This is a genomic window from Pseudomonas sp. GM79, from assembly GCF_000282495.1.
Lineage (GTDB): Bacteria > Pseudomonadota > Gammaproteobacteria > Pseudomonadales > Pseudomonadaceae > Aquipseudomonas.
Window position 1 is genome coordinate 46,160 of the sequence record NZ_AKJE01000114.1, and the last position, 15,110, is coordinate 61,269.

General features: G+C 59.0%; 13 protein-coding genes. 6 read left to right on the forward strand and 7 right to left on the reverse strand.

From position 1 onward, the window contains the following. The first annotated feature begins 74 nt into the window (after positions 1 to 74). Together PMI36_RS01280 and PMI36_RS01275 are read left to right on the forward strand one after the other, a co-directional pair. Positions 75 to 854: an N-acetylmuramoyl-L-alanine amidase gene (locus PMI36_RS01280; RefSeq protein ID WP_008076261.1), complete on the forward strand. Its 780-nt coding sequence runs from the start codon at positions 75 to 77 to the stop codon at positions 852 to 854. A 73-nt stretch (positions 855 to 927) separates the two neighbouring features. Then, positions 928 to 2,544, forward strand: coding sequence for an EAL domain-containing protein (locus PMI36_RS01275; RefSeq protein ID WP_008076262.1), 1,617 nt, complete (start codon positions 928 to 930; stop codon positions 2,542 to 2,544). 12 nt (positions 2,545 to 2,556) lie between these two features. Here PMI36_RS01275 and PMI36_RS01270 read toward each other — a convergent pair whose 3' ends face one another. Both PMI36_RS01270 and algB read right to left on the reverse strand, forming a co-directional pair. Further along, a complete protein-coding gene (locus PMI36_RS01270) occupies positions 2,557 to 4,347 on the reverse strand; it encodes an ATP-binding protein (protein ID WP_008076268.1) in 1,791 nt (596 codons plus the stop codon). Between the two features lie 10 nt (positions 4,348 to 4,357). Then, positions 4,358 to 5,704, reverse strand: a complete 1,347-nt coding sequence (gene algB, locus PMI36_RS01265) for a sigma-54-dependent response regulator transcription factor AlgB (protein ID WP_008076269.1) — start codon at positions 5,702 to 5,704, stop codon at positions 4,358 to 4,360. Positions 5,705 to 6,140: 436 nt separating this feature from the next. Here algB and PMI36_RS01260 point away from each other — a divergent pair, with 436 nt between their 5' ends. The 4 genes from PMI36_RS01260 (at position 6,141) to PMI36_RS01245 (ending at position 10,205) form a co-directional block, all read left to right on the forward strand. Next, positions 6,141 to 6,425 carry a hypothetical protein gene (locus tag PMI36_RS01260; protein ID WP_008076271.1) on the forward strand — a complete coding sequence of 95 codons (285 nt, stop codon included), beginning with the start codon at positions 6,141 to 6,143 and terminating at the stop codon, positions 6,423 to 6,425. An 82-nt stretch (positions 6,426 to 6,507) separates the two neighbouring features. Continuing rightward, positions 6,508 to 6,672, forward strand: a complete 165-nt coding sequence (locus tag PMI36_RS31140) for a DUF1328 domain-containing protein (RefSeq protein WP_003177151.1) — start codon at positions 6,508 to 6,510, stop codon at positions 6,670 to 6,672. Positions 6,673 to 7,439: 767 nt separating this feature from the next. After that, entirely contained in the window at positions 7,440 to 8,771 is a 1,332-nt protein-coding gene (gltP, locus tag PMI36_RS01250) for a glutamate/aspartate:proton symporter GltP (RefSeq protein ID WP_008076273.1), read from the forward strand. A 204-nt stretch (positions 8,772 to 8,975) separates the two neighbouring features. Next, positions 8,976 to 10,205, forward strand: a complete 1,230-nt coding sequence (locus PMI36_RS01245) for a nucleoside recognition domain-containing protein (protein WP_008076274.1) — start codon at positions 8,976 to 8,978, stop codon at positions 10,203 to 10,205. A 119-nt stretch (positions 10,206 to 10,324) separates the two neighbouring features. Here PMI36_RS01245 and PMI36_RS01240 read toward each other — a convergent pair whose 3' ends face one another. The 5 genes from PMI36_RS01240 to PMI36_RS01220 are packed head-to-tail and all read right to left on the reverse strand — an operon-like array spanning position 10,325 to position 14,919. Beyond that, on the reverse strand, positions 10,325 to 10,951 hold the full coding sequence (locus PMI36_RS01240; RefSeq protein ID WP_008076275.1) for an ABC-type transport auxiliary lipoprotein family protein: 627 nt from the start codon (positions 10,949 to 10,951) through the stop codon (positions 10,325 to 10,327). Beyond that, complete coding sequence (locus tag PMI36_RS01235; RefSeq protein ID WP_008076276.1) at positions 10,948 to 11,886, reverse strand: MlaD family protein; 939 nt, start codon at positions 11,884 to 11,886, stop codon at positions 10,948 to 10,950. Before PMI36_RS01235 ends, PMI36_RS01240 begins: the two co-directional genes overlap by 4 nt. 1 nt (position 11,887) lies before the next feature. Continuing rightward, entirely contained in the window at positions 11,888 to 12,691 is an 804-nt protein-coding gene (locus PMI36_RS01230) for an ABC transporter ATP-binding protein (RefSeq protein ID WP_008076277.1), read from the reverse strand. After that, positions 12,688 to 13,836: an ABC transporter permease gene (locus PMI36_RS01225; RefSeq protein ID WP_032830765.1), complete on the reverse strand. Its 1,149-nt coding sequence runs from the start codon at positions 13,834 to 13,836 to the stop codon at positions 12,688 to 12,690. Before PMI36_RS01225 ends, PMI36_RS01230 begins: the two co-directional genes overlap by 4 nt. 54 nt (positions 13,837 to 13,890) lie before the next feature. Continuing rightward, complete coding sequence (locus PMI36_RS01220; RefSeq protein ID WP_008076280.1) at positions 13,891 to 14,919, reverse strand: DUF5924 family protein; 1,029 nt, start codon at positions 14,917 to 14,919, stop codon at positions 13,891 to 13,893. Positions 14,920 to 15,110: the final 191 nt, after the last annotated feature.

Sequence of the window (15,110 nt, forward strand, 5' to 3'; positions counted from 1 at the left end):
ATTTTTTGCCATCTGCGCGCAAGGCAATACCGTTACACTGTTGCATTATTGTCTTGCGTGTACTGCCTCCCACCATGAAATGTCTTGTTTTTATTGCCTCGCTGCTTCTATTGGCCGGTTGTGCCAGCGGCCCCCGAATCGATACCAGTCACCGTTCAGCTAATTACGACAGTCGTATTCAGTTCGTGGTGATGCATTACACCTCCGCATCCCTGGAAACCTCGCTGCAATTGCTGACCCATGGCGAGGTCAGCAGCCACTACCTGATTAGCGACGACAAGCGCGCCACTATTTATAAGCTGATGGATGAAAATTCCCGGGCCTGGCACGCAGGCGAAAGCGAATGGCAAGGCCGGACCTGGCTGAACTCCAGTTCCATTGGTATCGAGATCGTCAATCAGGGCTTTGAGGACACCCCGAACGGGCGTCTTTGGTATCCCTACAGCGAAGCCCAGATTCAGTCGATGATCTTCCTGCTCAAAGACATCAGTAAGCGCCAAGGCATCAGCCCCCGTCATATCATTGGCCATAGCGACATCGCCCCGATGCGCAAACTCGACCCCGGCCCGCTGTTTCCCTGGAAGCGCCTGGCCGCCGAAGGCCTGGGAATATGGCCGAACGAGCAGGCCGTGGCGCGACAGCAAGCGCAGTTCGCGGTGCAATTACCCAGCATCAGTTGGTTTCAGGCGCAGCTTGCCCGCTTGGGCTATGCCACGCCGCAAACCGGCGAACTGGATGTAGCGACACGCAATGTGCTGGCGGCCTTCCAGCTGCATTTTCGCCCCTCCCGTTTCGATGGGACACCGGACGCCCAGACCGCGGCGATTCTTCAGGTGTTGAATCAGACAAAATAATGACGCCCGCCCGACGGTCAGCGCTTTTTCCAAATCAGCAGCTATAACTCATTGGTAATTCTTCGGATATTCCATGATGCCTGCTGCTCGGGAGAGACTGCATAGCTGGTTCTATCGCCCTTGGTTTTTGGCGATGCTGGCTACTGCCTTGAGCGCAACGCTTCTAACGGTCGGCAGTTTGTTCGTGGCGATGCATCAGGTTGAGCAAAACGAAAGCCAGGAAATGAATGCCCAGGGAGAACGCTTTCTGGTCCGGCTGGAGCAGCTGTTCGGGCAATTGCGCGAAAGCCTCGATGACCTGCAAGCCCAACCGCTGCGAGGTTGCGATGACGAAATGATCGCCACCCTGCAGCAGGTCAGCTTCAATTACCGCTTCGTTTATGAAGCCGCTTATATGGACACGGCTCGAACCTGCTCCAACCGCCCCCGCCAGGAAGGGGTATCGCTGATCCGACCGCCGGACATCAAGGGGCCCATCTACAGCTATTGGCTGAACACCACCACCGAACCCGATGAGAACCGCGCAGCACTGATGCTTGGGCGTGGCAATTTCCGGGTTGCGACGTCCCGCGGGCATTTGACCGACATGGTCGATCTGTCTCCGGGGAGCAGCCTGTTGGTGGTGCTCGACCATGGCGCCCGGGCGATTCCAGTGCTCGGTGTCGCTCAGGCCTGGCCTCCCACAGAACCCTGGCCCCCGAAAAGCCCCAATGCGTTGCAAGTCACCCCTACCCGCCTGATTTACCGAATGCCCACTAACACCCGCGAATACCAGCTGGTACTGATCACCCCACGTACCGGAATGCATGTACCGGCGGTATGGTGGTGGCTACTACCGGCCAGCCTGGCGCTGAGTGCCTGTGTAGGCATTCTGGTGTTTTTGCTGGTACGCCAGCGTCAGTCGCTGGATGCCGAACTGCAAGGCGCCATGCGGCGAGGCGAGCTACAGGTGTTGTATCAACCGATCTTCGACCTCGACAGCCGCAACTGCGTCGGCGCTGAAGCCCTGCTGCGCTGGCGCAGGCCGGACGGCACGCTGACCAGTCCCGACCTGTTCATTCCGATGGCGGAGAATACCGGCCAGATTCGCCAGATGACCGACTTCGTGTTACAGCGCCTGCTGGAACAGCTCGGGCAACTGTTGCGGTCCAATCCGCAGCTTTACATCTCGGTCAACCTGGCGGCCTGCGATGTCATGGTGCCGCGTATCGGTCAGGTGATGGCGCGCCTGCTGAGCATGCACCGGGTAGCAGCCAGGCAAATTGCCTTTGAAGTGACCGAGCGCGGATTGGTGGACGTGGTGGTGGCCAGAGAAAACCTGCAAGCCCTGCGGGATGTCGGGCATCAAGTGCTGATCGACGATTTTGGCACCGGCTATTGCAGCCTCGCCTACCTGCAAACCCTACCGGTGGACTGCCTGAAAATCGACAAGGCATTTATCGACGCGCTGGGGCATGACGCCGCCAGCAGCGGCGTGGCACCGCACATCATTCGCATGGCTCAGGCCCTGCAACTCAAGGTGATTGCCGAAGGCATTGAACATGAAGCCCAAGCGGTGTTTCTGAGCAGCGAAGGGGTGAAATTCGGTCAGGGTTGGCTGTTCGCCCACGCCCTGAGCGCCGTGCAGTTCATCGAACTGATTACCCGTGGCCGCCGACTGACTACGCGACGCCAGGATGACGAAGCCTGAGAGGGCACCGGCTTATATCGCCAGCGCCATGTAGAACTGCGTCCCCTGCCCCGGCCGCGAATAGACACCCATCCGTCCACCGTGCAACTGCACGATTTCCTTGCACAGCGCCAGACCCAGCCCGGCACCGCCCTTTTTGCGACCGACCTGAACGAAGGGTTCGAAGATCCGTCCCTGCTGGCCGTAGGCAATGCCTTCGCCGTTGTCCTCGACGCTGATAATCATCCGTTCACCATGGCGCCGGGCCTGCAAACGTATCAGTCCGTCGTGGGCGGTATGGCGCAAGGCGTTGTCGATCAGGTTGTCGAGCACCCGTTCCAGCTGCGCCTGATCGGCTTGCAACCGCGGCAACGGCCCCTGCACTTCCACCAGCAGCTCGATACCTTTTTCCTGCGCCGAGCGGGCAAAACGTGTCTGGGCCTGATCCAGCAAGTCTTCGATGGAGCATGGTGCCAGGGTGAGTTTTTGCAGGCCGTTTTGATAGCGAGAGAAATTCAGCAAGTCGTTGATCAACTGCATCAGGCGCTGCATTTCTTCGTTGACGGTGTCCAGCAGGTCAGCTTCGCGGGAGTCTGCGGCAAAATGCGTCCGCTCGCGGAACAGGCCGAACGCCATGTGCATCCCGGTAACCGGTGTGCGCAACTCATGGGAAGCGCGCAGGACGAACTCACTGCGTACCCGTTCGAAGGCACGCTGTTCGGTAACGTCATGCAACACCATCACGGCGCCGAGAATATGCCCCTGGGTATGGCTGACCGGCGTCAGGCTATACGTCAGCAATCGCGACTCGCCATCGACCTCGATACTCAGGTCGTCCGGCGCTCGTTCCAGGGTGCCACCGCGTAATACCAGTTGCAGTTGTTCATCCAGTTCGGGACGCTCAAGCGCCGTACCCAGCCCTTGGCCGAGACGATCGGTGTCCCAGCCTAACTGACGCTGAGCCACCGGGTTGAGGTGCTCAAGATGACCTTGACGATCAATGATCAGCAAACCGTCGTCGATGCTGTCGAGCACCGCTTGCAAGCGTTGCTGACCGGCGAGCAGTTCGTCGATATTGGTAGCCTGGTGCTCACGCAAGGCCTCGGCCATGATGCCGAAGCGGTGGGTCAGTTGGTTGATTTCCACCGCGGAAGAAATCGGCAGGGTCACTTCGAAATTACCCTGGCCGATGTTGTCAGCCGCTGCGGCCAAGGCCTCGATCGGAGCCCCGAACCGCCGGGCGATCCCATGGGCGGTAATGAAGCCGATGAACAGCACCCCCACCCCGACTAACCCAAGCAGGCCGGCAATCAACAGTGCTCGCTCCCGGGCCTTGCGTTCGATCTCGGTGATGTTATCCAGTGCGCGTTTTTGTTCAAAGATCAAACCGTTACGCAGCGCGTTGAATTTTTCCGCGAGATCCCCTTCACCACCGACTACCTGGATAGGAGCACTGGAAAGATCAAAGGACCGCAGTAGGTTCTGATAATCAGCCTTCGCCTTTTTGAAACCATACTGGGCACCCTCGCTGGACGGTTCGCGAGCAATGCCTTCGTCAAACAATTCAAGGGAATGCTGTTTGGACGCCTCGAACGCCGCAGGGTCCGGTTGCTCATCGAGCATGATGATCAGTTGATCACCCAGGGTCTGACGCAGCTTCAATCCCAGATCCAGCGTGACGAAGTTGTCACGGATCAGGGCTTCCTGAGTCCCTGCCATCTGCATCACGCTGACCAGCCCGAGCAAGAGCCCAAGCAGCGCCACAGTAATCAGTGCGGAAATACTCAGAAACAGCCGGGTGCGCAACGTCATCGCCAGTTTCATCGGTTACGACTCACAAGTTGTACTGCTTGCGTTTGCGGTACAGGGTCGAGGCATCGATACCCAAGGTTTTGGCCGCCTGATCCAGCGTGTCGGCCGTGGCGAGAACCGCGCCAATGTGAGCTTTTTCCAATTCATCCAGGCTCAGCGCAGCACCAATTCGTGGCGTGTGGTTGGTCGGGGTTTCGGCCATGCCCAAGTGGCTGAGCTCTACCCGCTCCTGCGGACAAATAATGCTCGCGCGCTCCACCACGTTGCGCAGCTCGCGAATGTTGCCCGGCCAGCGGTAGCTGAGCAGCGCTTCGCGCGCCTCGTCGCTGAAACGCCGGGCTGGACGCGAGTACTCCTTGACGAAGCGCGCCAGGAAGCGGTCAGCCAGGTTCAAAATGTCTTCCCTGCGCTCGCGAAGCGGTGGCAGGTGCAAGGTGATGACGTTGAGACGATAGAGCAAGTCCTCACGAAAACGACCATCGCGAACCATGTCTTCCAGGTTGAGGTTCGTGGCGGCGAGGATTCGCACATCGGCGCGACGGGTCACCGGGTCGCCCACGCGCTCGTATTCCTTGTCCTGAATAAAACGCAGCAATTTTGGCTGCAAAGTCAGGGGAAAATCGCCGATCTCGTCGAGAAACAACGTTCCGCCGTCGGCCTGGTTGACCCGCCCCAAGGTACTTTCGCTGGCACCGGTGAATGCTCCGCGGCTGTGGCCGAAAAGCTCGCTGTCCATTAATTCGGCAGTCAGGGACGGGCAATTGATGGTGACGCAGGACTTCTTCTGGCGTTTGCTCCAGCCGTGAATTGCCCGTGACAGTTCACCTTTACCGGTGCCGGACTCGCCGAGAATCAGGATGTTGGCGTCAGTACTGGCGACCTGGCGTGCAGTTTCGAGCACCACTTTCATCGCCGGACTGTGGGAATCCAGCCCCTCCTTGGGTTTGCGCACTTCACCTTCGAGAGCTTCCAGGCGCGCCGAGAGTTGCCGAACTTCCAGCTGTTTGGCAGTGGCCAGGCGTAACTGATCGGGGCTGCAAGGTTTGACCAGATAGTCGGCGGCACCGGCCTGAATCGCATCCACGGCAGTGTCCACGGCCGAGTGAGCAGTGACGATCACCACCCGCATCCAGGGCGCCTGGATGCGCATCTGAGCCAGCACATCAAGGCCATTATCTTCGCCCAGACGCAAATCGAGGAAGCACAGATCAAAAACCTGGCGCTGCAACAAGGCTTCAGCCTGAGCCGCGCTGGTCGCCGTAGCCACGCTATAGCCTTCATCTTCGAGGCAATAGCGAAAGGTTCGAAGGATGGCGGACTCGTCGTCTACCAGCAGAATGCGGCCTTGATGCTCAGTGGCTGATTCCATGTTCCTGCGCTCCTTTAATTGTTGAAATGGGTTAAGCCCGGAAAAATCGGGCAAGTTGCATGATTGATTGTGGCCGATTTCGACCATATCAGCGGTGCTATCTACGTCATCACAAGATAACTCGCTGATTTATTTAATTTTTTATTAATGAACCGTCCTTCGGTAATTGCCTGCGTCCCTTTCTGACATCCGCGCCCTTCCTTCAATTCCAAAAATATTGAACGTTTTGGCGAATCCATCGTGCATTACGCACGGCCTTGAATGGGCCATCGTGCAGGATGCGTCCAAACCTATTTTCACAAATCGTGTAACTCATTGATTTAAATCATATTAAACCTGACAAAAAAGGTGGCATGCAGGCTGCAAGTGCCTGAGTAATCAGGGCATTTAATAAATCAGTGCCCGCCAACCTACCCAAAGAGGGAGGAACTTCAGGATGAATCGCCAAGGTGCCGCCCGATTGCGTATCTCGCCACTGCATATCCAGCAAGGTTTGTTTGCCCTGCTGGCATTGTTGATCACCTTGATTGGCGGCCAGCAGTTCTTGCGTTGGGAACAGAGCCAGCAGCCAGAGACGCCGCACCTGTCGATTCCACACGCCCCCCAAACCCACTTCAGCGCCGTCAGCAGCAACCTGGCTGACAGCGACTCGATGCGAATGATGGATGTTGACCAGGCCCAGCCTGTGGATGAAACGCCTCAGGAGCGTTGGGTGTTTTAAATAAACGAACTTGGCGCGCTTAACGCGCCGGGATAAGCACCACCAGCAACACCTTTAAATAGAAGCCGTAAGGAGAATCACCATGTTGAGCTGGGCAATCACATTCCTGATCATTGCCATCATCGCTGCAGTATTGGGCTTCGGTGGTATCGCGGGCACCGCCACGGGTATCGCCAAGATTCTCTTTGTCGTATTCCTGGTGATGTTCATCGCTTCCTTCTTCTTTGGCCGCCGCGGTCGAGGCTGAACATGAGCATTTCGTTAAAGACAGTGGCAGCCGCCCTGCTTCTGGGCGGCAGTGCCAATTAAAAAAGATCCACCGGTATTGAGTTTCGAAACACGAAAGAGGCCACAGCGCCTTTTTCCACTGCGCTACCCGAGGACGGTAGACGCATGACCAAGGGGTCGGGACGTTCTGACTGTTTCAGGGTCGGAGTGACCTACGGGTACAGGGAGTACCTGCGCAAGGGCCGGGTCAGGCAAAGCTGCGACGCAAGTTCGCCGGGACCAGAGCGGCTCGACGAACTTGCGGAGAGCTTCAACGTGCAAAACGTTGATCTAGAGCATTCAGCTCATCTGTTCTTGGTGCATATTCCCCGCAAAACCGTTTCGCGGTGTTTCTTCGTGACCGTATATCGAGAAAGCTCCGACTTTCTCGATAAGAGAATTCGCAGCCAAACGTAGGCTTTTTCCTAAATTTCCGCTTATTTAAAAACCTTCGTCCTGCGCTGAAATGGCCGGCATACGGCACTTATGCCCGCCTGAATGTCGCATTCAAACCGGTTGGGACGCGGGTTTCAGTTGGAAAATCTCATGCCGATTCGGCATAGGGTAGGCGTTTACGGCATTAGACGGCGCTTCCCTGCATCGGAATAGTTGCGCCTTTTTCGCTGCCTGAGAGCTGTAAATGCTCGCTCGCGGGGACCTTATACGGGGGCCGATGCAAGACTTGTTCGCCATTGCGCGTTTCAGTTCATGCATCAGCCTGAGTCAAACGCAAGTAAGGGTAAAGATATGAAGAAGGCAAAGCTTAGCCTCGCCTGGCAGATCCTCATCGGTCTGGTTCTGGGGATAGCAATTGGTGCACTGCTCAACCATTTCAGTGCCGAAAAAGCCTGGTGGATCAGCAACGTACTGCAACCGGCAGGCGATATCTTTATCCGTCTGATCAAGATGATCGTGATCCCGATCGTGATCTCCTCGCTGATCGTCGGCATTGCTGGCGTGGGTGACGCGAAGAAACTCGGTCGCATCGGTCTGAAGACCATCATTTACTTCGAGATCGTCACCACCATCGCCATTCTGGTCGGTCTGGTGCTGGCCAACGTGGTCCATCCGGGCAGCGGCATCGACATGAGCACCCTGGGTACGGTGGATATTTCCAAGTACCAGGCCACTGCCGCCGAGGTGCAGCATGAACACGCGTTCATCCAGACCATCCTCAACCTGATCCCGTCGAACATCTTTGCGGCCATGGCCCGCGGCGAGATGCTGCCGATCATCTTCTTCTCCGTGTTGTTCGGTCTCGGTCTGTCGAGCCTGCAATCGGACCTGCGCGAGCCGCTGGTGAAGATGTTCCAGGGTGTATCGGAAAGCATGTTCAAGGTCACCCACATGATCATGAACTACGCCCCGATCGGCGTGTTCGCACTGATCGCGGTGACCGTGGCCAACTTCGGTTTCGCCTCTCTGCTGCCGTTGGCCAAACTGGTCGTCCTGGTTTACTTCGCCGTCGCCTTCTTCGCCTTTGTGGTGCTGGGCCTGATCGCTCGCCTGTTCGGTTTCTCGGTGATCAAGCTGATGCGCATCTTCAAGGATGAGCTGGTACTGGCCTACTCCACCGCCAGTTCCGAAACCGTGCTGCCGCGCGTGATCGAGAAGATGGAAGCCTACGGCGCGCCGAAAGCCATTTGCAGCTTCGTGGTGCCGACCGGCTACTCGTTCAACCTCGACGGTTCGACCCTGTACCAGAGCATCGCGGCAATCTTCATTGCCCAGCTCTACGGCATCGACCTGTCCATCAGCCAACAGTTGCTGCTGGTGCTGACGCTGATGGTCACCTCCAAAGGCATCGCCGGCGTACCGGGCGTGTCCTTCGTGGTGCTGCTGGCGACTCTGGGCAGCGTTGGTATTCCGCTGGAAGGCTTGGCGTTCATTGCCGGTGTCGACCGCATCATGGACATGGCCCGTACCGCGCTGAACGTGATCGGTAACGCCTTGGCCGTGCTGGTCATCGCACGTTGGGAAGGTATGTACGACGACGCCAAGGGCGAGCGCTACTGGAACTCCCTGCCGCACTGGCGCAGCAAGGAAAAGTTGCCGGTTGGTGAAATTTCCAGCAACTGATGCAAAAACCTGTGGGAGCGGGCTTGCTCGCGAAGAGGCCGGTACATTCAACATCTTTGTTGACTGATCCACCGCTTTCGCGAGCAAGCCCGCTCGCACATTGGTCTTTTGCTAGCGGTACTAAACAAACCCCGGAGAAATCCGGGGTTTGTCGTTTCTGTCTACCCCGCTATCATTCGCCGCATCTTCCGGGGGATTTGACTGATGCTTAATGGCCTGTGGCTTGGCTTCTTCATCGTGGCTGCCGTTTCGGCGCTGGCGCAATGGCTGATCGGCGGTAACGCCGGGATCTTTGCGGCGATGGTGGAAAGCATTTTCGCCATGGCCAAATTGTCGGTCGAGGTCATGGTCCTGTTGTTCGGCACCCTCACTCTCTGGCTGGGCTTTCTGCGAATTGCCGAGAAGGCCGGCATCGTCGAATGGCTGGCCAAGGCGCTGGGCCCGCTGTTCCTGCGCCTGATGCCGGAGGTGCCGCCCGGGCATCCGGCCATCGGCCTGATCACGCTGAACTTCGCCGCCAACGGCCTGGGGCTGGACAACGCCGCCACACCGATCGGCCTCAAAGCCATGAAGGCGCTGCAAGAGCTAAACCCCAGCGACACCATCGCCAGCAACGCGCAGATCCTCTTCCTGGTGCTCAACGCCTCGTCCCTGACCCTGCTGCCGGTGACCATCTTCATGTACCGCGCCCAGCAAGGTGCGCCCGATCCGACCCTGGTGTTCCTGCCAATCCTGCTGGCCACCAGTTGTTCGACCCTGGTGGGCTTGTTGTCGGTGGCGTTCATGCAGCGTCTGCGCCTGTGGGACCCGGTGGTGCTCGCCTACTTCATTCCCGGTGCCTTGGCCCTCGGTGCGTTCATGGCGCTGCTGGCGACGCTCTCGGCGACCGCTCTGGCGAGCCTGTCATCGATCCTCGGCAACGTGACGCTGTTCGGGCTGATCATGCTGTTTCTGGTGATCGGCGCATTACGCAAAGTGAAGGTCTACGAGGCGTTCATCGAAGGCGCGAAAGAAGGCTTCGACGTGGCCAAGAACCTGCTGCCGTATCTGGTGGCGATGCTCTGTGCCGTGGGCGTGCTGCGAGCATCCGGGGCACTGGATTTCGGTCTGGACGGGATCCGTCATCTGGTGGAGTGGGCCGGTTGGGACACCCGCTTTGTCGACGCGCTGCCAACGGCCATGGTCAAACCCTTCTCCGGCAGCGCCGCACGGGCAATGCTGATCGAAACCATGAAAACCTCTGGAGTCGACAGCTTCCCGGCGCTGGTGGCGGCGACGATTCAGGGCAGTACTGAAACAACCTTTTATGTATTGGCGGTGTACTTCGGCGCGGTGGGCATTCAGCGTGCACGGCATGCGGTGGGGTGTGCGTTGCTGGCGGAATTGGCGGGTGTTCTTGGCGCGATCGGGGTGTGCTACTGGTTCTTCGGTTGACCGAAAACCCTGTGGGAGCGGGCTTGCTCGCGAAGAGGCCGGTACATTCAACATCCCTGTTGACTGACACACCGCCTTCGCGAGCAAGCCCGCTCCCACATTAGATGTGCGTCCGACTTTTATGGCCTCAGCGGCGGCGCAACTTTCTGACCTTGCTCCACCGTCCAGGCCACCACCTGCGCCGTCAATTGATCGCTGGCCTGACCAAAACCGGTCACCACCGCCGGCACCTTCACATCGCTCAACGGCTGACGCACTTCAAAGCGTCGGCTGGCGAGGATTCGCTGGTCATACCCACGCACCAACAACGCATCCAGGCGCACGACCACGCTCGCAGCCGTACCTTGGTACTCGGTCTGGAACGCTTGCAGGTTGCCGCCCAGTTCCAGGTCTGCCTGGAAATTACTGTCATCGGTGCTGAGCAACGGCACGCGACCGTCACGCTGGAAACCATCGAGCAGACGATTGCGCAACAGCACCGGTGCCGGATCGCTCCAGCGTGAAGCCTTGTAGCTGCTGATCAGATCACCCTGAGGGATTACGGCGATTTTCGGGTTGTTCAAGGCTTCGCTGGTTTGAGGCTTGGCCAGCCGCAACGACCAGCGCTGCGGCGTGCCGTGTTGGGCCGATGCGTCGCGCTGTGCCGACGGCAGTCGATAGACATCGGACGGCTCGGCCTTGGGGAAAATCGAACAGGAAGCGATCAACGCAAAACCGGCGAGGAGGGCGAGATGAGCCAGTTTCATGGCGTGAACTCCTTGTTTTTGTCGCTGCCCAGCAGGTAACCGCTGGGGTTGGCCTCAAGCCGCTGGGAAATGGTCCGCAACGAACTCAAGGTATCGCGCAGCTCACGCACCGCCGGCGCCAGGCCATTGAGGCCTTGCATGCCGCTGTTGAGCGAATCCTGATTGGTCGTGAGCAACGTGTTGATGGTCGCGCTGCTCTGTTCCAGCGACTTCATCGCCTGCTCGGCACTGCCGAACATCTGCTTGCCTTGATCGTTGAGCATGCCATTGGCGTTGCGCATCAGCGCCGACGTCTGTTCCAGCATGGCGCCGGCCTGTTTGCCGACCGAGGCCAGTTGCTGCATCGCCTGGCGAATATCGCCGCGCTGGTCAGCGATGGTGCCGGTGGTTTGCTCCAGATGCTCAAGGGTCTTGCTGATGCGCTCGACGTTCTCCGAGGAAAACAACTGATTGGCGTTGTGCATCAACACGTTCACGCCCGCCATCAGATCGTTGCTGTCATTCATCAACCGGGCAATGGGCGAGGGCGATGCAACGATTGTCGGCAAATTGCCGTCCTCGCCCTTGAGCGTCGGACTTTGTGGCGTGCCGCCGCTGAGCTGGATGATCGAGGTCCCGGTGATCCCGGTCAGCGCCAGCTTGGCCTGAGTGTCTTCTTTGATCGGAGTGTCTCCGCCCAGGCGAATCCGCGCCAACACCCGGCGCGGATCGTTCGGGTCCAGGCGCAGTATCACCACGTCGCCGACCTTGATCCCGCTGTACTGCACGGCGCTGCCCTTGGACAGGCCGCTGACCGCCTCGTTGAAGACGATTTCGTAATCCTTGAATTCGGTATCGACGCTGGATTTGGCCAGCCACAGACCGAAGAGCAGGGCGCCTGCCACCACTATGACGGTGAACAGGCCGATCAATACATGATGAGCTCGGGTTTCCATGTCAGACCTCGTTGAGCTGGTTAGCGGCCGTCAGCGCCGCGCGGCCGCGAGGGCCATGGAAGTATTCGTGAATCCACGCATCATCGGTTTCCGACACCTTGTCGATGGCGTCCGCCACCAGCACTTTCTTCTGCGCCAGCACCGCCACTCGGTCGGTGATGGTGTAGAGCGTGTCGAGGTCGTGGGTCACCAGAAACACGCTCAGGCCCAAGGCATCGCGCAGAGTCAGGATCAGTTGATCGAAGCCTGCGGCGCCAATCGGGTCTAGACCGGCGGTGGGCTCGTCGAGGAACAGGATGTCCGGGTCCAGCGCCAGCGCTCGGGCCAGGGCCGCGCGCTTGATCATGCCGCCGGACAGTGAAGCAGGGTATTTGTCGGCCGCCGACAACGGCAGCCCGGCCAACGCCATTTTCACTGCCGCCAGGTGCTCGGCGTCGGCACGGCTCAGGCCGGCGTGTTCAATCAGGGGCAGGGCGACGTTCTCGGTCACGGTGAGCGAAGAGAACAAGGCGCCTTTCTGGAACAACACACCGAACCGCCGTTCGACCAGCGAGCGCTCGTGCTCCGACAGGCTCGGCAAGTTCTTGCCGAAGACCTTCACCAGCCCTTCGCTGGGCTGACGCAGGCCGACAATGCTGCGCAGCAGCACCGATTTGCCGCTGCCAGAACCGCCGACCACCGCCAGAATCTCGCCCTTGTACAAGTCCAGGTCGAGGTTCTCGTGCACGCTCTGGTGGCCGAAGCGATTGCACAGCCCACGGACTTCGATCACTGCCTCTGAAGGCGCTCGGGGTAAACGACTCACCAGTCCATCTCCATGAAAAACAACGCAGCCACGGCGTCGAGCACGATCACCACGAAAATCGACTGCACCACACTGGACGTGGTGTGCGCGCCGACGGACTCGGCGCTGCCGCTAACCTTGAAGCCCTCGAGGCAGCCGATGGCGGCAATCAGGAACGCAAAAATCGGCGCTTTGACGATCCCCACCAGAAAGTGCTGAACGCCGATGTCCGATTGCAGCAGTGACAGGAACATCGCCGGTGAGATATCCAGCGACAGCGCGCAGACCACGCCACCGCCGACAATCCCTGACACCATCGCCAGAAAGGTCAACATCGGCAGCGCCACCAGCAACGCCAGGACGCGGGGGACTACCAGCAACTCCATCGGGTCGAGGCCGAGGGTGCGGATCGCGTCGATTTCTTCGTTGGCCTTCATCGAACCGATCTGCGCGGTGAACGCACTGGCGGTGCGGCCCGCCATCAGGATCGCCGTGAGCAACACGCCGAACTCTCGCAGAAAAGAGAACGCCACCAGGTCCACGGTGAAAATACTCGCACCGAAACTCGCCAGCACCGTCGCCCCGAGAAACGCCACCACAGCTCCCACCAAAAACGTCAGCAAGGCGACGATGGGGGCGGCGTCGAGGCCGGTCTGTTCGATGTGGGCGACCATCGGTGTGAGACGCCAGCGTTTGGGCCGAAACAACCCGCGAGCGATGGTTTCCAGGATCAGGCCGACGAAACCCAACAGTTGCAACGTGTCCTGCCAGACCGCGTCGACCGCGCGGCCGATGCGGGTCAGCAGTTGAATGCCGACGCTGATTTCCGGTTCTTTGATCGGCACGCAGAAATCGGTCAGCGAGCAGTACACCGTCTGCAACAAGGCGCGATCCGCGGAGGAAAGGGTGCAATCGGGGTGTTCGGCAGATTTGCCCAGACGCTCGGCCCCCAGCAGCTCCACCAACAATGACGCACCCGCCGTATCGAGCGCGCCGAGGCCATTGAGATCGATGTGGGTGTTGTTGTCGTATTGGCCACGGAGCTTTTCGCTCAGGCGGCTGAGATCGGCGTAATGGGCGAGCGTCCAGTCACCCGTGACCCGCAACAGGGCAGGGCTGTGCGAGGTGTCCAGTCGGGCACTGCCAGGCATTGTGCTGCTAGTCATAAGCTCCGTGCTTGTTCGGCTATTACGCAGATCTGACTAATAGCACGAACCGCGTTACTTTTCTTTGATGGGTGTGCTGTCCATGACTTTGAAGCGCAACACGCCAATCAACTGACCGTCTTCAGTCAGCACCCGAACCTGCCATTTGCCTGCGGGGTTGCCGGGGAAGTTCTGCTTGTGAGTCCACGCACGGTAGCCTTCCTTGCGCCCCCCGTTGATATCCAGCGGGATACGGTCGACTTCTTTACCGTTGAACATCCAGACGTGATAAATCCGTTCGGCCAGACCTCGCGGAGCATTGATCGCGGTGTACGCATACAGCCCACCCCCACGAATCTGTTCGGTGCTGACTTCTTCCAGGCTCTTGCCGGGTGTTCGATCCTGCATTTGAGTGCTGATCGCCACCTCGGTCATCCACAGCGTCGCCGGTGGAACCCAGGAGCGCAGCACCCAACCAGAGGCGCCGATGCCGACGGTGATGCTGAGGATCGCCAGCGCATTGCGCACAGTGCGAATCGGGAAGATCGAGGCCAGGCTCGGGAACGACAGCAGCATGGCAATGCCTAGCGCCAGCTTGAAGCTTTGGGCGGTGGTCAGGTGCAGGATGACGGGCAGGGCGGTCAACAGGGCCGCGAACAGGGTCAGGGTGTGCAGTGCCAGGAACGCCCAGCGGCGCGGTGCCAGCCATTTGTAGTAGAGCGGGTCGATGATCGAAATCAGCGCCGCCATGCTCAGTAATCCAGTGAAGAACAACTGGCCGCTGTTCCAGGTGGTGGTGATTAAAAAGAACGGCAGGACGAAGAACAGGCTTTCCTGATGGATCATCTGCGTTGCGTAACGCAGCAGTGGCTGGGGTATTTCGCGCTTGAAGACCCTGGCGAACAGCTTGGTGAGGCTGTTTTCCAGCATCAACCAGACCCAGCTGATCAGCATGATGGTGGTGATCCACGTCGCCAGACCTTGTTGGCGATCCACCAGCATGAAGCTGCCGACCCCTGAAATGAAGCCGCCGAGCGCAATGACCCCGGGATAGCGCTTGATCAACTCCAGGAGGCGCTGTACGTACAGGGTCAGGTTCGGCATTCGGCGATTCACAATAGTCGTGGGGAAAATCCTCGACAGGGTACCGCCCGAGGGGCCCTGTGGCGAGGCTTGCGGTCACTTTGATCGAACCCAAAACCCTGTGGCGAGGGAGCTTGCTCCCGCTCGGCTGCGCAGCAGTCGCAATATCGGTGAATGCGGTGTGTCTGATAAACCGGGGTGCCGTTTTTCAG